This window comes from Streptomyces sp. NPDC055025 (assembly GCF_053608565.1).
Genome location: NZ_JBSGVS010000028.1, coordinates 73,172 through 90,396, shown reverse-complemented (window position 1 = coordinate 90,396; position 17,225 = coordinate 73,172). Strand labels below are relative to the sequence as shown.

The following is a 17,225-nucleotide window of genomic DNA, read 5'->3' as shown; positions in this document are numbered from 1 at the left end:
GTGCGGTGGGTGGGCGCCGTACGGGGATCCGGGGGTGTCGCCCGGGAAAACAAGCCCGTCCGGCGATTGAGGACGGACCGTCACGCGGACGGGCCCGCACCCCGACAACCGGCCCGAGCCGAAACGCGCCCTCGACCACGGCCCCCTAGCCGGGAGGCGCACCGCCGGGCGGCGAGCCCGCTCGGACCAGGCCCGTTTCGTATGCCAGCACCACCACCTGCACCCGGTCCCGCAGCCCCAGCTTGGTGAGGATCCTGCCGACATGGGTCTTCACGGTCGCCTCGGAGAGCACCAGCCGCCCCGCGATCTCCCCGTTCGACAGCCCCTGCGCCACCAGCAGCATCACCTCGCGCTCGCGGCCGGTGAGCCGTTCCAGCTCCTTGTGCCGCGGCTTGGCGGTCGTCGGCAGCATCGGCGAGAAGCGGTCGAGCAGCCGCCGGGTGGTGGACGGGGCGACCACCGCGTCACCGCTGTGCACCGAGCGGATCGCGCTCAGCAGTTCGCCGGGCGGCACATCCTTCAGCATGAAGCCGCTGGCCCCGGCCTTGAGCCCGGAGAAGGCGTACTCGTCCAGGTCGAAGGTGGTCAGGATGAGCACCTTCGGCGCGCCCGGCTGAGCGCAGATGCGGCGGGTCGCCTCGACGCCGTCGAGCCGGGGCATCCGGACGTCCATCAGCACGACGTCCACGGTGGTGGAGCGGAGATTCTCGATCGCCTCCGCGCCGTCGCCCGCCTCCGCGACGACCTCCATGTCCGGCTGCGCGGCCAGCACCATACGGAAACCGGTGCGCAGCAGCACCTGGTCGTCGACAAGCATCACGCGGATCGACATCTGGGGGTTCCTTGTCCGGTAGGGGGAATCAGTGCGCCGGCTTCAGCGGGAGCAGCGCGCTGATCCGGAAGCCGCCACCCGGGCGCGGTCCGGCGTCGAGCGTGCCGCCCACCATCCCGACCCGCTCCCGCATCCCGATCAGCCCGTGACCGCGCCCGTCGGCCCCGCCGTCCTCGTACACCTCGTGCGCCGCGCCCCGGCCGTCGTCCTCGACGAGCAGTCCGAGCCCGTCGTCGAAGTAGACCAGCCGCACGCTGGCGCCGACATCGGGTCCGCCGTGCTTGCGGCTGTTGGTGAGGGCCTCCTGCACGATGCGGTACGCGGTCAGCTCCACCCCGCTGGGCAGCGGCCGCGGAGTGCCCTCGATCTTGAAGTCCACGCTGAGGCCCGCGCCCCGCACCTTCTCGACCAGATCCTCTATCTGGCCGACGTCGGGCTGCGGTACGTACTCGCCGCCCTCCTTGGTGTCGCCGGTGCGCAGCACGCCGAGCAGTCTGCGCATCTCGGCCAGCGCCTGCCGGCCGGTGCTCGAAATGGTCTCCAGGGCCTCCTTGGCCTGGTCGGGCGCGGCGTCCAGCACATAGGCCGCGCCGTCCGCCTGAACGACCATCACCGAGACATTGTGCGCGACGACATCGTGCAGCTCACGGGCGATACGGGCGCGCTCGGCGGCCACCGCCACCTTCGCCTGCGCCTCGCGCTCCTTCTCCAGCCGGGTGGCGCGCTCCTCCAACTGGTCGAAGTAGGCGCGGCGGGTACGGGCGGAATCTCCCAGCACCCAGGCCAGGGCGAAGGGCACGCTCATGATGATGGCCACGACCACCCGGCCCGCGGTGCTCGTCCCGTCCTCGGGCCAGCGCACCTGGGAGATCGGCGCGGCGAGCAGTCCGCCGGTCAGCGCGAGCTGGGAGGCCCAGCGCGGGCCGCCCTGGGCCGAGACGGTGTAGATCACCACCAGCATGCCGAAGTCGGCCGGGTTGACCTGCACGTCCAGTGCGACCTGGGCGACCCCCAGGCCCAGTACGAGCACCAGCGTCTTCTCGGGTGCGCGGCGGCGCAGCGCCACGGACAGGCTCAGCAGCGCGACCACCACGATGGCCACCAGCCGGGGCCCCACACCCACGACCTGCTGCACCACCCACAACAGAGAGAACCCGAAGAGCAGGACAGCCCAGAAGCTGTCGACGCCCGTCGGGTGTCTGCGGAGAAAGTCGTAGAAGCGCTGCACGTAACCCAGCGTAGGTAAGCGGAAACGGCGGACGGGTCAACCGGAGGGTCGATCCGGTCGGCGGAAGCGTACTCCCCAAGGTGGAGACTTGGCTCCGTGACGGATGAGACGTGTAGGTCGCGGGGGGTTCGGGGCATACGGTACGGGCCCCGGGCGCGGCGCTGGCGCGTGGCCGCCGAGGACGCGCTGTACGGCCCCGGCGGCTTCTATCTGCGGCCCGAGGGACCGGCGGGGCACTTCCGTACCTCGGTGCACGCCTCCCCGCTCTTCGCCGCCGCCGTCGCCCGGCTGCTCACCGCGACCGCCGAGCGGCTCGGTACGCGGGACGTGGCGCTCGTCGACATCGGCGCGGGCCGCGGCGAGCTGCTGACCGGGATCCTGGCCGCGCTCCCCGCCGGGCTCGCCGTACGGCCGTACGCCGTCGAGCGCGCCCCGCGCCCCGCGGGCCTGGATCCGCGTATCGAGTGGTGCGACGAGCCGCCGGCCGGGGTCCGCGGGCTGGTCTTCGCGAACGAGTGGCTGGACAACGTCCCCGTCGACATCGCGGAGACCGGAACCGACGGGACCGTACGGTATGTCCTGGTGCGGCCGGACGGTACCGAGGCGCCGGGCGAGCCGGTCACAGGTCCGGACGCGGAGTGGCTGGCCCGCTGGTGGCCGTCCGCCGGACCCGGCAGCCGGGCCGAGATCGGCCGCCCGCGCGACGAGGCGTGGGCGGCGGCCGTCGCCACGCTGGAGCGGGGGCTCGCGGTCGCCGTCGACTACGCGCATGTACGGGACGCCCGGCCGCCCTTCGGCACGCTGACCGGTTTCCGCGCGGGCCGTGAGGTGCCCCCCGTACCGGATGGGAGCCGCGATCTCACCGCCCATGTGGCGCTGGACGCCTGCGCGCTGCCCGGCGCCGTGCTGCTCGGCCAGCGCGAGGCGCTGCGGGGCCTCGGGGTGAGCGGCGCCCGGCCGCCGCTGTCCCTGGCCGCCACCGATCCGGCCGGGTACGTACGGGCGCTGGCGGCGGCCGGGGAGGCGGCGGAGCTGACGGCGCGCGGCGGTCTCGGGGACTTCGGCTGGCTGATACAGCCCGTAGGTGTGGAACCGCCCGATCTCGGTGCCGCCGGGTCCTTGCCGCGCCCGGTCTGACGTGTGGTCCCGTCCGTCCGCCCCGGACGGGCCCGGCTCCGACGGCGCGCGCCGACCCCATGGGAGACCGTCTGAGAGACTGTCGCCCATGACGGAGACCACCCGGACGACGGTCGGCATCGGCGGCGCCGCGGAGAGCACCGACATGGTGCTCAACATCGGGCCGCAGCACCCCTCGACACACGGTGTGCTCCGCCTCCGTCTGGTGCTCGACGGAGAGGTGATCCGCAGCGCGGAGCCGGTCATCGGCTATATGCACCGGGGTGCGGAGAAGCTCTTCGAGGCGCGTGACTACCGGCAGATCGTGGTGCTCGCCAACCGCCACGACTGGCTCTCGGCGTTCTCCAACGAGCTGGGCGTGGTGATGGCCGTCGAGCGGATGCTCGGCATGGAGGTGCCCGAGCGCGCCGTCTGGACCAGGACACTGCTGGCCGAGCTGAACCGCGTACTGAACCATCTGATGTTCATCGGCTCGTACCCCCTCGAACTGGGCGGTATCACCCCGGTGTTCTACGCGTTCCGGGAGCGCGAGGAGCTCCAGGCGGTGATGGAGGAGATCTCCGGCGGCCGGATGCACTACATGTTCAACCGGGTCGGCGGCCTCAAGGAGGATCTCCCCGCGGGCTGGCTGGGGCGGGCCAGGCACGCGGTCGCCGAGGTCCGCTCGCGGATGGACGTGTACGACCGGCTGGTCCTCGGCAACGAGATCTTCCGGGGCCGTACCCACGGTATCGGGGTGCTGTCACGGGAGGCGGTCCACGCGTACGGGGTGTCCGGGCCGATCGCCCGTGCCTCGGGGGTCGACTTCGATCTGCGCAGGGACGAGCCGTATCTCGCGTACGGCGAACTCCAGGACACGCTCACGGTCGTCACCCGCGAGGACGGCGACTGTCTGGCCCGGTTCGAATGCCTGCTGGAGCAGACGCACAACGCGCTGGCCCTGGCGGACGCCTGTCTGGACCGGATCGCGGAGCTGCCGCCGGGGCCGATCAACCAGCGGCTGCCCAAGGTGCTCAAGGCACCTGAGGGGCACACCTACGCCTGGACCGAGAACCCGCTCGGGATCAACGGCTACTACCTGGTGTCGAAGGGCGAGAAGACGCCGTACCGGCTCAAACTCCGCTCGGCGTCGTTCAACAACATCCAGGCGCTGACCGAGTTGCTGCCCGGCACGCAGGTCGCCGACATGGTGGCGATCCTGGGGTCGCTCTTCTTCGTCGTCGGCGACATCGACAAGTAGCCGCCGTCCGGCGGGCGGACGGGCACGGGAAGGCGGGCGCTTGCGCCTGCGCTCACCGCGTGTCCGTCGTGGCCAGGAGCCTCGGTCAAGAGCCGTGGTCAGAAGCCTTGGTCAGGAGTCGTGGTCAGAAGCCTTGGTCAGGAGCTGACCGCGTTGCGCAGGGAGTCGAGTTCAAGCGGCTCGGTCTCGTCGTGCTCGGTCAGATCGATGACCTGGCCGACCGCGCGCTCCTCGGACCCGCGGCGCTCGGCGAGGGCCTCCTCGCCCACCACGTCGGCGAGATCCTCGGCCTCCACGGACTCCGCCGTCTCCGTACGCGCCAACTCGGCGGCCGGTGCGGGCCCTTCGCCGTCGGCCTCGCCCGTGGACTCCGCGTCGCCCGCCGGCTCCGCCGTCTTCTTGTGCTGGCCGCCTTCCTGCCCGCCCCGGGCACCCAGCGCGGCCTGCGTGTGCCCGTGTCCGTGCCCGGCCTGCGTACCGAAGAAGTCGAAACCGCCCTCGGACCGGCGCACCGGGCCGCGCTGCGGGGAGTACGGAACGATCGCGGACGGGGTCGCCGCCCGGGTGGCGGGAAGCGTGGACGCCGAGCGGCCGTGCTGCTCACCCCCGGCCTCCGGCGCCTGATCCCGCCGCGACTGCGCCGGCTCCGGCTCCATGGCCTGCTCGACCGCCCGCGCCGAGGCGCGCTCCACGGATTCACGCTCGCGGGCCGCCGCCGCGTCGGCCTCGCGCCTCGCCCGCTGGGCCACGCCGTTGCGCGACAGCTCGTCCAGGGCCCGCGCCGCGCTGAGATACACCCCCGCGATCGGCGTACTGCCCGCCGCCGCCAGGGCCTTGGGCACGACCGCGGCCTCGATGGCGAGCTGACGCCGTCCTTCGAGCGCGGTGGCGCGCTCGGTCTCCGCCGTGGCGTACCGGCGCAGCAGCGCCGCGTGCTCACCGCGCAGCTTGGCCAGCTCGACCCTCTTGGAGCGCAGCTTGGCCTCCAGCTTGAGGCGCAGCTCGCGCGCCTCCTCGACATCGGCCTCCAGCTCGGCCGTGCGCTCCTCGGTCCGCCACTGATCGCTCTCCCGCGCGCGGGTCAGCTCGGCGACCCGGCGGCCGGCGGAGCGGTCCCAGGCACGCATCAGGACCGCGCCGCCGACGGCCGCGGCCGCCGTGGCCGCGACCAGACCGCGGAGCACCACGGGCTCGGTGAAGAGCCAGGTGCCCGCGGCGCAGAGAACCGCGGCTCCGGCGACCGCCGACGGCGGCAGAAGCTTGTGGAGAGGTGGGGAATGGCGGTGGCGTCCACGTGGCATGGCCTGAAATTTACCGTGTGCGGAGACGGATTGGGGGGCCGGTCGAACAATCGGTCCCACCCCGTTTACCCGGGGTGCCGATCCCTTTCCCCTCTTTCCTCTACAGAACTCCGTTTTGCCTGCCGTCACTTACCTTCCGGCGGCCTCGCGGCCGCCGTTCGGCGGCTACTTCTTGACCAGACCTTTGGACTCCAGATACTCCTTCGCGACATCCTCCGGCTTGGCGCGCTCGGCATCGACCTTGAGGTTCAACTGCGCGAGATCGTCGGTCGTCAGCGCGGCGGTCAGCTTGCCCAGGACATCGGCTATCTCCTGGGAACCCGCGTCCTTGGCATTGACCACCGGGAGTACGTTGTCGGCGTTCTGGAGCTTCTTGTCGTCCTCCAGGACGACCAGTCCGAAGCTGTCGAGCGTGCCGTCGGTGGTGGAGCTGAGAACCACCTGGTCCACACCGTCCTTGACGGCCTGCTTGGACTGCGGGGTGCCGACGCCCTTGGGGTCGATCCCCGCGACATCGATGCCGTACGTCTTCTTCAGGCCCGGCGCGCAGAACGGCCGCACCTCGCACTCGTCCCCCGCCGCGATCTTTACTTTGATCTTGGACTTTCCAAGATCGGAAAGGGTCTTGAGGCTGTTCTTCTCGGCGAATTCCTTGGTGACCGCGAAGGCATTCTGGTCGACGGCCTGGCCGACCGGCAGCACCTTCAGTCCGAGCGGCTCGGCGAGCTTCTCCAGCTCGGCGACGGTGGCGTCCGCGTCGCTGGACGCGAGCGGCTTCGCCAGTGCCGCGTCGGCGCCGTTCACCTTGGCGTTGAGGAATTCCGTGATCGTGGCCGCGTATTCCGGTACGACATCGATCTCGCCCTTCTCCAGGGACGGTTCGTACAGCTCACGGTTCTCCACCGTGGTCACGGAGGTCGAGTAGCCGGCGTCGCCCAGGATCTGGGCGTACAGCTCCGCCAGCACCTTGGACTCCGTGAAGGCCGCCGCGCCTATGACGAGCGAGCCCTTCTTCGCGGAGCCGGCGTCGGAGCCGGCCGTGGAGCCGGAGCCCGCCTTGTCGTTCTCCAGGCTGTCGCCGCCGCATGCGGCGAGCGACGTGGTCAGAGCCACCGCGCCCAGTACCGCACCCGCGATGCGCGAGGTCTTGCTCATGAGGTTCACCATCTCCAAGAAGCCTTTGGGTCGGTCGTCACGCGGTCGTGCGGGACGGGGTCCTGTCACCGGAGGATCGGGACGGTCCGGAGGGTCCGGAGGGTCCGGCCGGCACTGAGGGTCCGGTGGCGACGGACGGAGCCGGGTCGATGACCCGGTCCAGTGCCACCAGCACTCCTTCGACGAGCAGAGCGAGCAGCGCGACGAGGAGTGCGCCCGCGACCACCTGCGGGGTGTTGTACGTGTTGAAGCCGGCGGTGATGATCCGGCCGAGCCCGCCCTGGCCGACCATCGCCGCGATGGTGGCGGTGGCCACCACCTGGACGGCGGCGGACCGCAGACCGGTCATGATCAGCGGGTACGCGAGGGGCAGCTCCACCCGGGCGAAGAGCTGGCGCCCGGACATGCCCATCCCCCGGGCGGCCTCGACGACCGCGCTGTCCACCTCCCGCATACCGACATAGGCGTTGGTCAGCAGGGGAGGCACGGCGAAGAGCACCAGGGCGATGACCGTGGGCACCGAGCCCGCGTTGCGCAGCGGCGAGACCATGAACAGGGCGAGCACGGCGAAGACGGGGATCGCCCGGCCCACATTGGAGATATTGATCGCGAGCGCGCCGCCCTTGCCGATGTGCCCCAGATACAGCGCCAGGGGCAGGGCTATCGCGCAGGCCAGCGCCAGCGAGACCCCGCTGACATAGATGTGCTCCGCCAGCCGGTGCCACACACCGCTGTCGCCCTGCCAGTGGGCGCCGGTCGTCAGCCAGCTCCAGGCGTCTCCCAGAACACCCATGTCACCCCACCGCCTTGACCGGGTCGCCCGCGCCCGCGGCAGCCGCCCCGGCACTCGCACGGCGGGCCGGGCCCGGCCCGTCCGAGGGACCCGCCGTACGCGTCGTCCGTATCCGGGTCCAGGGCGTCAGCAGCCGCTGTGCCCCGAGCAGCAGCAGATCCGCCACGACCGCCAGCAGCACACAGAGCACGGAGGCCGTCAGCACCTGGGCCTTGAAGAAGCTCGACAACGCGTCCTCGATCAGATTGCCCAGACCGCCCTTGCCGACGATCGAACCGACCGTGGTCAGCGCGATCGTCGACACCGTGGCTATCCGGAGACCCGCCATCAGGGCCGGCAGCGCCAGCGGGAGCTCGACCTCCCAGAGCATCCGCCCCGGTCCGTACCCCATCCCGCGGGCCGCCTCCCGTGCCTCTTCGGGCACCGAATCCAGCCCCGCCATGATGTTCCGCACAAGAATGGTCAGTGAATAGAGAACCAACCCCGTGATCACCAGGCCGGCGGAGAGCCCGAAGACCGGAAGCAGCAGCGAGAACATCGCCAGCGAGGGAATCGTGTAGAGCAGTGTCGTCAGCCCCAGCACCGGTCCCGCGAAAGAGGGCCTGCTCCGCGCCAGCAGTGCCAGGGGAAAGGCCACCAGCACTCCGATCACGACGGAGACGGCGGTGATCCACACATGCTGGACCGTGGCGTCGATCAGCTCCTGGCTGCGGGAGCGGAGATATTCGCCGCAGATCCAGTCGTTCGCCGCCAGGCAGCTCTGTGTCTTCACGCGTTCCACCTCCCCCGTCTGTCCGAACGAATGGCTGGTTCCTACTGTCTGGCGACCTTATCCCCGACCACTGACATTCGCGGAAGCCCGCCACATTCCAGCAACATGGCCTTCACACAACACGCCGCACAATGGGGAACCATGATCCGATTCGAGCACGTCACCAAGCGGTACGCGGACGGTACGACCGCCGTCGACGACCTCTCCTTCGAGGTCTCCCAGGGCGAACTGATCACGCTCGTCGGACCTTCCGGCTGCGGCAAGACCACCACCATGAAAATGGTCAACCGGCTCATCGAGCCGACCGAGGGGCGGATTTTCCTCGACGGGGACGACATATCAGCCATCGACCCGGTCCAGCTCAGGCGCCGTATCGGCTATGTCATCCAGCAGGTCGGCCTCTTCCCGCACAAGACGGTCCTGGAGAACACCGCGACCGTTCCGCATCTCCTCGGCTGGCCGCGCGCCAAGGGCCGCAGCCGTGCCGCCGAGCTCCTCGATCTGGTCGGCCTCGACCCGTCCGTCTACGGCGACCGCTACCCCGAGCAGCTCTCCGGCGGCCAGCGCCAGCGCGTCGGGGTCGCCCGCGCCCTGGCCGCCGACCCGCCCGTCCTGCTGATGGACGAACCGTTCGGCGCGGTCGACCCCGTCGTACGCGACCATCTCCAGAGCGAGTTCCTCAAGCTCCAGGCGGCCGTCCGCAAGACTGTGCTGTTCGTCACGCACGACATCGAGGAGGCCGTCCGTCTCGGCGACCGTATCGCCGTCTACGGACAGGGCAGGATCGAACAGTTCGACGCCCCCACCGCGGTGCTCGGCACCCCCGCCACCCCGTATGTCGCGGACTTCGTCGGCGCCGACCGCGGCCTCAAGCGGCTCTCCGTCACCCCCATCGAGGAGGGCGATCTGGAACAGCCGCCCGTCCTCCATCTCGACGACCCGCTCGAACGCGCGGCGGCGAAGCTCACCGAGGAGGGCGCGCGCTGGGCCGTCGTCCTGGACTCCCAGGACAATCTGCACGGCTGGATCTCCACCGACCGGACCGGTGCCTCGGCGGCCGGGACCGTACGGGAACACGCCCGCCGGATGGACGCCTGGCTGCCCCTCGGCGCCTCGCTCAAGCAGGCGTTCGCCACGATGCTCCAGCACGACGCCGGCTGGATCGCGGTCATCGACAAGGAGGAGACGGGACGGTTCCTGGGGGTCCTCACCCCCGCGCGGCTGCACGAGGCGCTGCGCCGCTCCATCGACGCGGACGCGCAGGACATCCCCCGTACCGAGGTGGAGCTGGAGACGATCAGCCTCAGTCGGCGCTGAGCCGGCCGCTCATCCACTCCAGCGCCGACGGGATCTCCCTGCGCCAGGTGTTGAAGTTGTGCGCGCCGCTGTCGAGGATGATCGACGACACCTGCGCGGGCGGTCTGACCTTGCTGATGAACTCGCGGGTGGCCCGGAGGTTGCGCTCGCCCTTCCTGGAACTGGTGACGAGCAGGGACGAATTGCCCTGCGGGAGATGCTCCAGGCTCCAGAGCAGATCGGCCCGGTTCCTCAGCCGCTGGTCGCCGTGGAAGAGATCACCGGTGGTCGGATCCTCGGCCGCCTTGTAGTCCGCGGAGAGTCCCGCGCCCACCGAGTACCGCTCGGGGTGGTGCAGAGCGATCTTCAGCGCGCAGTAGCCGCCGGTGGAGTTGCCGATGATGCCCCAGTTGCGCGGCTCGCTCTTGACGCGGTAGGTCCGTGACACCGCCAGCGGCAGGTCCCTGGCGAAGAAGGTCTCGGTCTGCGGACCGCGGGGCACGTCCACGCACTCGGTGTCCCTCGGCGGCGACACGGTGGGCCGCAGCATCACCAGGACCATCGGCTGCATCTTGCCCTTCCTGGCCAGCTCCCAGGCGGTCCTCGGATAGTTCAGGCCCTTGATCAGATTCTCCGCCACCCCGGGATAGCCGGTGAGCACCACCGTGGCGGGGAAGGACAGCCGCGAGAAGTGATGCTGGAAGTACTCGGGCGGCAGATAGACATACGCGGTGCTGTCGATTCCCGACCTGGGGCCGCCGATGGCGATCTTCTGGATCTGGCCGGCCACCGTGGGCTGCTTGCTGCCCGGCACGGGCGACCGCTGGGTGTCCATGACCGTGATGTTCTTGCCGTTGCCCGCCCGGCCGACGACCGCTCCCAGCTCCCGCTCCTGGCCGAAGAGGTCCCGCCAGGAACCGTAGAAGAGGAAGTACTGGTTCGCCACCAGGGCGACGGCCATGAAGAGGCTCACCTGAGTGGCGAACAGCAGACCCACACGGCCGAACACGGCACGCGGTGTACGCGCCGACAGCCGCGGCCACAGCCAGACCGTGGCGAAGAAGAGCAGCACGGCCAGCAGGACGGCCAGGGCGAGGACTTTACGGCTGGTAAGACCCATGACCACCGAGCTTTCTCCCGTGAGATTTTCCGGAACGCGGAGGAACCCTCCCCCCGAAGGCTCCGTCCTGGAGGTCGCGAAATATCCGATGACGCGCGGATGGGGCGAACATGGACACCACACTCTCCCGCGGAGCCACGGGAAGCGATGCCAGTGACGCTAGATGGGGATAAATCGGAATCGGTTCCGACTCGGCCGCGGCACACCCCATGGATACCCGCCAATCGGCTGACGGGCCGTCCGCTCCGCCGGATTTCACCCCGCCCGGACGCGCGACACGGCGGGTACGCGTCCGGCGCCCCCGCCCGGCCCCTCGCCGTACGGCCTTCCGAGCCGGACCCGGGAGGATCCCCCGGGCACCCGACCGGACAGGGCCTAGGGTGGGCATATGAGTACGTTGCGTGGACGGGGCACCGTCGAGGGTCTGCCGGGGTGGGACCGCTGCGCGGTCATGGGGGTCGTCAATGTGACACCCGACTCCTTCTCGGACGGCGGACGCTGGTTCGACACCACCACCGCCGTCAAGCACGGCCTCGACCTGGTCGCCGAGGGCGCCGATCTGATCGACGTCGGCGGTGAGTCGACCCGGCCCGGCGCCACACGGGTCGACGAGGACGAGGAGCTCAGGCGCGTCGTACCGGTCGTCCGCGGCCTGGCGGCCGAAGGCGTCACCGTCTCCGTCGACACCATGCGCGCCTCCGTCGCCGAACAGGCCGTCGCGGCCGGCGCCGTCCTCGTCAACGACGTCAGCGGCGGGCTCGCCGACCCGGCCATGGTGCCCGCGGTCGCCGCCGCCCGGGTGCCCTTCGTGGTGATGCACTGGCGCGGCTTCAGCCAGGACATGAACAGCCGCGCCCTCTACACGGACGTCGTCGCGGACGTCGTCACCGAGCTGCGCGCACGGATGGACGCGGTGATCACCGGCGGTATCGGCCCCGAGTACCTCGTCATCGACCCCGGGCTCGGCTTCGCCAAGCGGGCCGAACACGATCTGGCCCTCCTCGCCCACCTTCCCGAGCTGCGCTCCCTGGGCCGGCCCCTGCTGGTCGCCGCCTCCCGCAAGCGGTTCCTCGGCCATGTCCTCGCCGGCGGCGAAGGCGCCCCGCCGCCCGCCCGTGAACGCGACGCGGCCACCGCGGCCGTATCCGCCATCGCCGCGCACCAGGGCGCCTGGGCGGTCCGGGTCCATGAGGTACGGGCGACGGCCGACGCGGTCCGCATGGCCCGCGCGGTCGAGGGCGCCGCGTGACCGCCCTCACGGACAACGAGCAGGTCGAACAGGCGAACACGACCTTCTACGAGGCCATGGAGCGCGGCGACCTCGATTCGCTGTCCGGGCTCTGGCTGGACGGCGGCAAGGACGACGAGATCTCCTGTGTGCACCCGGGCTGGCCGGTCCTCACCGGCCGCGGCGACGTACTGCGCTCGTACGCCCTGATCATGGCGAACACCGAGTACATCCAGTTCTTCCTCACCGATGTCACGGTCTCCGTCGCCGTCGACACCGCCCTGGTGACCTGCACCGAGAACATCCTCAGCGGCGGCCCCGCCGAGGAGAGCGGTGAGCTGGGACCGCTCGTCGGCCAGCTCGTCGTCGCCACCAATGTGTTCCGGCGTACGCCCGAGGGCTGGAAGATCTGGTCGCACCACGGTTCACCCGTTCTGACCGAAACCGATGACGAGCCGGAGGACGAGACACCGGCGTAAGTGGGTAGGCGGCCCCCGTGAACGGACGCCGGGAGCGCGGGACAGCCGGGAGCGAGGGACAGGGGGTGGACAGAGGCGGTGGACAGCGGTGACCACGGGCCGTGTGACACACCGCCCGTCCCCCGCGGGGGAACGGTGTCGGCGCTCGCGGGTAGATTCAAACGAGGGCACGGTGCCGCCCTTGACCGGACAGTGCCCGAGACCAACGACAGCAGGAGTGATTCGCGTGGATCGTGTCGCGCTGCGCGGCCTCAGGGCCCGTGGGCACCATGGCGTCTTCCCCCGGGAGCGCGAAGAGGGGCAGACCTTCATCGTGGATCTGGTGCTCGGCCTCGACACCCGCCCCGCGGCCGCCGACGACGACCTGGCGAAGACCGTGCACTACGGAATCGTGGCCGAGGAGGTCGTGGAGATCGTCCGGGGAGAGCCGGTCGCTCTGATCGAGACCCTCGCCGAGCGCATCGCCCAGCGGTGTCTCAAGCACGACGGCGTCCAGGAGGTCGAGGTGGTCGTCCACAAGCCCGACGCCCCGATCACCGTCCCCTTCGACGATGTGACCATCACCATCACCCGGAGCCGAGTATGACCCTGTTCTCAGCCAATGGGTCGCAGAGCGACCCGACCGCGCAGCCGGTACCCGCCTCCGTGGTCGCGCGGGTGGACGCGGCGGACACCACCCTCTCCAATCCGAAACGGGCCGTGGTCTCCCTCGGTTCCAATCTCGGCAACCGGCTGGAGACGCTCCAGGGCGCCATCGACGCGCTGGAGGACACCCCCGGACTGCGGGTCAAGGCGGTCTCCCCGGTCTACGAGACCGAGCCATGGGGGGTCGAACCGGGCTCCCAGCCCGCGTACTTCAACGCGGTGGTCGTGATCAAAACGACCCTGCCGCCGTCCTCACTGCTGGAGCGCGGCCAGGCCATCGAGGAGGCCTTCGACCGGGTACGCGACGAGCGGTGGGGGCCGCGCACCATCGATGTGGACATCCTCGCGTACGCGGACGTCGTCTCGGACGATCCGCGGCTCACCCTTCCCCACCCCCGGGCCCATGAGCGGGCCTTCGTCCTCGCCCCCTGGCACGACGTGGAGCCGGAGGCACAGGTACCGGGCCATGGCACTGTCGCCGAGCTGCTCTCGTCGATCGGCCATGGCGGTGTGCGCCCCCGGGACGATCTGGAACTCCGCCTGCCCGAGTAGTCGTTAGGCTCAGCGGGTCGGTACGGCAAGGCGAAGGGCGGCTCTCTCGGTGAAGCAGTTGCGGATCGGCGTCCTGGCCGGCCTGTTCGTGGTGGCCGGTGTGCTCTCCTGGGCCGGGGCCCGCCTCTGGGACTCGCTCGGCACCCTGCCGAGCGTGCCGCTCGCGGCACCCATCGTCCTCGCCGTGATCGCCGTCGTGCTCACGGCGACCGCGCTCTCCCTGCGCTCCCGGCTACGCGCCCAGCGCGAGCGGCGCCCGGACGCCAAGGGCGTCGACCCTCTGATGGCGGCCCGCGCGGTGGTCTTCGGCCAGGCCAGCGCCCTGGTGGCGGCCCTGGTCTCCGGGATCTACGGCGGTACGGGCGTCTATCTGCTCAGCCATCTCGACATCCCCTCGCGCCGCGACCAGGCCTTCTACGCCGGCTTCTCCGTGCTGGCGGGCCTCGCGGTGATCATCGCGGCCTTCTTCCTGGAGCGTGTCTGCAAACTCCCCGAAGGCCCGGAGGACGACGACCACGACAAACACGGCGCGGCGCCCGCGGGTCCGGTCTGATCCACCGCGGAAGTCCGGCCGGTGAGCCGGATCAGCGAGCCATGATCAGGCTCATGGCCTCCGCGCGGGTCGCGGGAACGCGCAGCTGGCCGCGGACCGCCGAAGTGATCGTCTTGGCGCCGGGCTTGCGCACCCCGCGCATGGTCATGCACATGTGCTCGCACTCGATGACCACGATCACACCGCGCGGATCCAGAATCTTCATCAGCGAGTCCGCGATCTGCGTCGTCAGCCGCTCCTGGACCTGCGGCCGGCGGGCATAGACATCCACCAGCCTCGCCAGCTTCGACAAGCCCGTGATCTTCCCGTCGGCCGAGGGGATATAGCCGACATGGGCGACACCGACAAAGGGGACAAGGTGATGTTCACAGGAAGACATGACCTCGATGTCCTTCACGAGCACCATCTCGTCGTGGCCGAGATCGAACGTCGTCGTCAGCACATCCTCGGGGGTCTGCCAGAGCCCGGCGAATATCTCCTTGTACGCCCGTGCCACCCGGCCCGGGGTCGCCCGCAGTCCCTCACGGTCCGGGTCCTCCCCCACCGCGATCAGCAGCTCACGCACCGCATTCTCGGCCCGCTTCTCGTCGAATTCGCGTACGGGGCTCTCGCCCTCCAGCGTCACCGGGTCGGTCATGTGTGCCTCGTTCCTGTGCCGTCCTCGTGGGCGCGCATAAGAATGCCGCGCTCCCACAGGCTAAAACCTGGGGGGCGCGGCATCCATTCCGGGCCGGTGGAGGCGTCCGGGGTCAGCTCTCGGGGCGCTCCTCGGGGAGGGCCTCGGTGGAGGTGTCACCGTTGGTCCCGGCGGGCATTCCGCCGTTCGCACCGGCCGCGCCATTGGTCAGCGCCAGCTCCTTCGGCGAGAGCACCGGCGGCCGCGTCGAGGGTGTACGACGCGAGGAGCCGGTCCATGCCGGGCGGGCCGGACGCTTGACGACGGTCGCGAAGACCTCGGCGATCTGGTCCTTGTTCAGCGTCTCCTTCTCCAGGAGCGCCAGAACCAGATTGTCGAGAACGTCACGGTTCTCGACGAGGATCTCCCAGGCCTCGTTGTGCGCGGTCTCGATGAGCTTCTTGACCTCCTCGTCGACCAGCGCCGCGACCTCTTCCGAGTAGTCGCGCTGATGCGCCATCTCCCGGCCGAGGAACGGCTCCGTGTTGTCGCCGCCGAACTTGATCGCGCCGAGCCGCTCGGTCATGCCGTACTGCGTGACCATCGCACGGGCCGTGGTCGTGGCCTTCTCGATGTCATTGGCCGCGCCGGTGGTCGGGTCGTGGAAGACCAGTTCCTCGGCCGCGCGCCCGCCCAGCATGTAGGCCAGCTGGTCGAGCATCTCGTTGCGCGTGGTCGAGTACTTGTCCTCGTCGGGCAGGACCATGGTGTAGCCCAGGGCCCGGCCGCGGGACAGGATCGTGATCTTGTGCACCGGGTCGGAGTTGGGAGACGCCGCGGCGACCAGGGCGTGTCCGCCCTCGTGGTACGCGGTGATCTTCTTCTCCTTCTCGGACATGATCCGGGTCCGCTTCTGCGGTCCCGCCACGACGCGGTCGATCGCCTCGTCCAGAGCGTGGTTGTCGACGAGCTTCTTGTCGCTGCGCGCCGTCAGGAGCGCCGCTTCGTTCAGCACGTTCGCCAGATCCGCGCCGGTGAAGCCGGGCGTACGACGGGCGACCGCGCCCAGATCGACGTCCGGTGCGACCGGCTTGCCCTTCTGGTGGACCTTGAGGATCTCCAGCCGGCCCTGCATGTCCGGGCGGTCGACGGCGATCTGCCGGTCGAAACGGCCGGGGCGCAGCAGCGCCGGGTCGAGGATGTCGGGCCGGTTCGTGGCGGCGATCAGGATGACGCCGCCCTTCACATCGAAGCCGTCCATCTCGACGAGGAGCTGGTTCAGGGTCTGCTCGCGCTCGTCGTGTCCGCCGCCTAGGCCCGCGCCGCGGTGCCGGCCGACGGCGTCGATCTCGTCGACGAAGACGATCGCCGGGGCGTTCGCCTTGGCCTGCTCGAAGAGGTCGCGCACCCGGGAGGCACCGACACCGACGAACATCTCGACGAAGTCGGAACCGGAGATCGAGTAGAACGGCACACCGGCCTCACCCGCGACCGCGCGGGCGAGCAGTGTCTTGCCCGTACCGGGCGGGCCGTAGAGCAGCACACCCTTCGGGATCTTGGCGCCGACCGCCTGGAACTTCGCCGGCTCCTGGAGGAACTCCTTGATCTCGTGGAGCTCCTCGACCGCCTCGTCGGATCCCGCCACATCGGCGAAGGTCGTCTTCGGGGTGTCCTTGGTGATGAGCTTGGCCTTGGACTTCCCGAACTGCATGACCCGGGAGCCGCCGCCCTGCATCTGATTCATCAGGAACAGGAAGACCACGACGATCAGGACGAAGGGCAGCAGAGACAGCAGCACCGAGACGAACGGGCTCTGCTTCGAGGGCGAGACCGTATAGCCCTTGCTGATGTCGCCGTTCTGGAACTTGGTCTGAAGGGTGCCGGCCAGCGCGGATCCCTGGCTGCCGATATAGCTGGCCTGGATCTTGTCGCTGCCCTTGACCTTCACACCGTTCTTGAGGTCGACCTTGATGATCTGTTCGTCGCCGGTGGTCAGTTTGACCTGCTCGGCCTGGTTCTTGTCGATCGCCTGGACAACCTCACCGGTGTCCACCGTCTTGTAGCCGCCCGACGAGCCGACGACCTGCATCAACACGACCACGGCGAGGACGGCCAGCACGATCCACATGACCGGCCCACGGAAGTATCGCTTCACGTCCATCCATACGGAGCGAAGTCGCCCCGTCCCTCCTGCCCGTAGGTAAATGCCGCTGTGAGAAAAGACTGTTCTTCGGACGGTACCCCAGCATTGTGGCCCGCGATGGCACGGGACGGCTGA

General features: G+C 69.9%; 17 protein-coding genes. 8 read left to right on the top strand and 9 right to left on the bottom strand.

The features are described from left to right. Positions 1-145: 145 nt before the first annotated feature. Entirely contained in the window at positions 146-832 is a 687-nt protein-coding gene (locus tag ACWGDX_RS18970; protein WP_453626934.1) for a response regulator, read from the bottom strand. A gap of 28 nt (positions 833-860) precedes the next feature. Further along, positions 861-2,060, bottom strand: a complete 1,200-nt coding sequence (locus tag ACWGDX_RS18965; RefSeq protein WP_453626932.1) for a sensor histidine kinase — start codon at positions 2,058-2,060, stop codon at positions 861-863. Positions 2,061-2,195: 135 nt separating this feature from the next. Between ACWGDX_RS18965 and ACWGDX_RS18960 the strand changes: the two genes are divergently transcribed. Then, entirely contained in the window at positions 2,196-3,197 is a 1,002-nt protein-coding gene (locus tag ACWGDX_RS18960; RefSeq protein ID WP_453626973.1) for an SAM-dependent methyltransferase, read from the top strand. Between the two features lie 88 nt (positions 3,198-3,285). Beyond that, a complete protein-coding gene (locus tag ACWGDX_RS18955; RefSeq protein ID WP_382863107.1) occupies positions 3,286-4,437 on the top strand; it encodes an NADH-quinone oxidoreductase subunit D in 1,152 nt (383 codons plus the stop codon). Positions 4,438-4,574: 137 nt separating this feature from the next. Here ACWGDX_RS18955 and ACWGDX_RS18950 read toward each other — a convergent pair whose 3' ends face one another. The 4 genes from ACWGDX_RS18950 to ACWGDX_RS18935 form a co-directional block, all read right to left on the bottom strand. Further along, complete coding sequence (locus ACWGDX_RS18950) at positions 4,575-5,738, bottom strand: hypothetical protein (RefSeq protein WP_453626930.1); 1,164 nt, start codon at positions 5,736-5,738, stop codon at positions 4,575-4,577. A gap of 165 nt (positions 5,739-5,903) precedes the next feature. Continuing rightward, the gene (locus ACWGDX_RS18945) at positions 5,904-6,893 is read right to left on the bottom strand and encodes an ABC transporter substrate-binding protein (RefSeq protein WP_453626928.1); all 990 of its coding nucleotides are present in this window, start codon (positions 6,891-6,893) and stop codon (positions 5,904-5,906) included. A 37-nt stretch (positions 6,894-6,930) separates the two neighbouring features. Then, positions 6,931-7,686, bottom strand: a complete 756-nt coding sequence (locus ACWGDX_RS18940; RefSeq protein ID WP_453626926.1) for an ABC transporter permease — start codon at positions 7,684-7,686, stop codon at positions 6,931-6,933. Position 7,687: 1 nt separating this feature from the next. Then, a complete protein-coding gene (locus tag ACWGDX_RS18935) occupies positions 7,688-8,458 on the bottom strand; it encodes an ABC transporter permease (protein WP_453626924.1) in 771 nt (256 codons plus the stop codon). Positions 8,459-8,599: 141 nt separating this feature from the next. Between ACWGDX_RS18935 and ACWGDX_RS18930 the strand changes: the two genes are divergently transcribed. Beyond that, complete coding sequence (locus tag ACWGDX_RS18930) at positions 8,600-9,775, top strand: ABC transporter ATP-binding protein (RefSeq protein ID WP_453626922.1); 1,176 nt, start codon at positions 8,600-8,602, stop codon at positions 9,773-9,775. Here the strand turns inward: ACWGDX_RS18930 and ACWGDX_RS18925 are convergent. Further along, the gene (locus tag ACWGDX_RS18925; protein WP_453626920.1) at positions 9,762-10,874 is read right to left on the bottom strand and encodes an alpha/beta hydrolase; all 1,113 of its coding nucleotides are present in this window, start codon (positions 10,872-10,874) and stop codon (positions 9,762-9,764) included. The two genes, ACWGDX_RS18930 and ACWGDX_RS18925, sit on opposite strands and share 14 nt — an antisense overlap. 388 nt (positions 10,875-11,262) lie before the next feature. Here ACWGDX_RS18925 and folP point away from each other — a divergent pair, with 388 nt between their 5' ends. From folP to ACWGDX_RS18900, 5 genes are all read left to right on the top strand, one after another. Further along, positions 11,263-12,123, top strand: a complete 861-nt coding sequence (gene folP, locus ACWGDX_RS18920) for a dihydropteroate synthase (protein ID WP_453626919.1) — start codon at positions 11,263-11,265, stop codon at positions 12,121-12,123. Beyond that, positions 12,120-12,581, top strand: a complete 462-nt coding sequence (locus ACWGDX_RS18915; RefSeq protein WP_453626917.1) for a nuclear transport factor 2 family protein — start codon at positions 12,120-12,122, stop codon at positions 12,579-12,581. Before folP ends, ACWGDX_RS18915 begins: the two co-directional genes overlap by 4 nt. A 226-nt stretch (positions 12,582-12,807) precedes the next feature. Further along, positions 12,808-13,167: a dihydroneopterin aldolase gene (gene folB, locus ACWGDX_RS18910; RefSeq protein ID WP_382863125.1), complete on the top strand. Its 360-nt coding sequence runs from the start codon at positions 12,808-12,810 to the stop codon at positions 13,165-13,167. Next, the gene (folK, locus tag ACWGDX_RS18905; protein WP_453626915.1) at positions 13,164-13,778 is read left to right on the top strand and encodes a 2-amino-4-hydroxy-6-hydroxymethyldihydropteridine diphosphokinase; all 615 of its coding nucleotides are present in this window, start codon (positions 13,164-13,166) and stop codon (positions 13,776-13,778) included. The genes folB and folK overlap by 4 nt, the downstream gene beginning before the upstream one ends. A 49-nt stretch (positions 13,779-13,827) precedes the next feature. Continuing rightward, positions 13,828-14,331 carry a DUF3180 domain-containing protein gene (locus tag ACWGDX_RS18900; protein ID WP_453626913.1) on the top strand — a complete coding sequence of 168 codons (504 nt, stop codon included), beginning with the start codon at positions 13,828-13,830 and terminating at the stop codon, positions 14,329-14,331. A gap of 31 nt (positions 14,332-14,362) precedes the next feature. Here the strand turns inward: ACWGDX_RS18900 and folE are convergent, their stop codons facing one another. Together folE and ftsH are read right to left on the bottom strand one after the other, a co-directional pair. After that, positions 14,363-14,968, bottom strand: a complete 606-nt coding sequence (gene folE, locus ACWGDX_RS18895) for a GTP cyclohydrolase I FolE (protein WP_363081699.1) — start codon at positions 14,966-14,968, stop codon at positions 14,363-14,365. Positions 14,969-15,080: 112 nt separating this feature from the next. After that, the gene (ftsH, locus tag ACWGDX_RS18890; protein WP_453626911.1) at positions 15,081-17,108 is read right to left on the bottom strand and encodes an ATP-dependent zinc metalloprotease FtsH; all 2,028 of its coding nucleotides are present in this window, start codon (positions 17,106-17,108) and stop codon (positions 15,081-15,083) included. Between the last annotated feature and the right edge of the window lie 117 nt (positions 17,109-17,225).

What these genes read in the sequence shown, in the direction of transcription:
- ACWGDX_RS18925 (WP_453626920.1), bottom strand. Translation starts at nt 10,874, where the DNA reads ATGGGTCTTACCAGCCGTAAAGTCCTCGCCCTGGCCGTCCTGCTGGCC.
- ftsH (WP_453626911.1), bottom strand. Translation starts at nt 17,108, where the DNA reads ATGGACGTGAAGCGATACTTCCGTGGGCCGGTCATGTGGATCGTGCTG.
- ACWGDX_RS18940 (WP_453626926.1), bottom strand. Translation starts at nt 7,686, where the DNA reads ATGGGTGTTCTGGGAGACGCCTGGAGCTGGCTGACGACCGGCGCCCAC.
- ACWGDX_RS18970 (WP_453626934.1), bottom strand. Translation starts at nt 832, where the DNA reads ATGTCGATCCGCGTGATGCTTGTCGACGACCAGGTGCTGCTGCGCACC.
- folK (WP_453626915.1), top strand. Translation starts at nt 13,164, where the DNA reads ATGACCCTGTTCTCAGCCAATGGGTCGCAGAGCGACCCGACCGCGCAG.
- ACWGDX_RS18950 (WP_453626930.1), bottom strand. Translation starts at nt 5,738, where the DNA reads ATGCCACGTGGACGCCACCGCCATTCCCCACCTCTCCACAAGCTTCTG.
- ACWGDX_RS18930 (WP_453626922.1), top strand. Translation starts at nt 8,600, where the DNA reads ATGATCCGATTCGAGCACGTCACCAAGCGGTACGCGGACGGTACGACC.
- folE (WP_363081699.1), bottom strand. Translation starts at nt 14,968, where the DNA reads ATGACCGACCCGGTGACGCTGGAGGGCGAGAGCCCCGTACGCGAATTC.
- ACWGDX_RS18945 (WP_453626928.1), bottom strand. Translation starts at nt 6,893, where the DNA reads ATGAGCAAGACCTCGCGCATCGCGGGTGCGGTACTGGGCGCGGTGGCT.
- folP (WP_453626919.1), top strand. Translation starts at nt 11,263, where the DNA reads ATGAGTACGTTGCGTGGACGGGGCACCGTCGAGGGTCTGCCGGGGTGG.
- ACWGDX_RS18955 (WP_382863107.1), top strand. Translation starts at nt 3,286, where the DNA reads ATGACGGAGACCACCCGGACGACGGTCGGCATCGGCGGCGCCGCGGAG.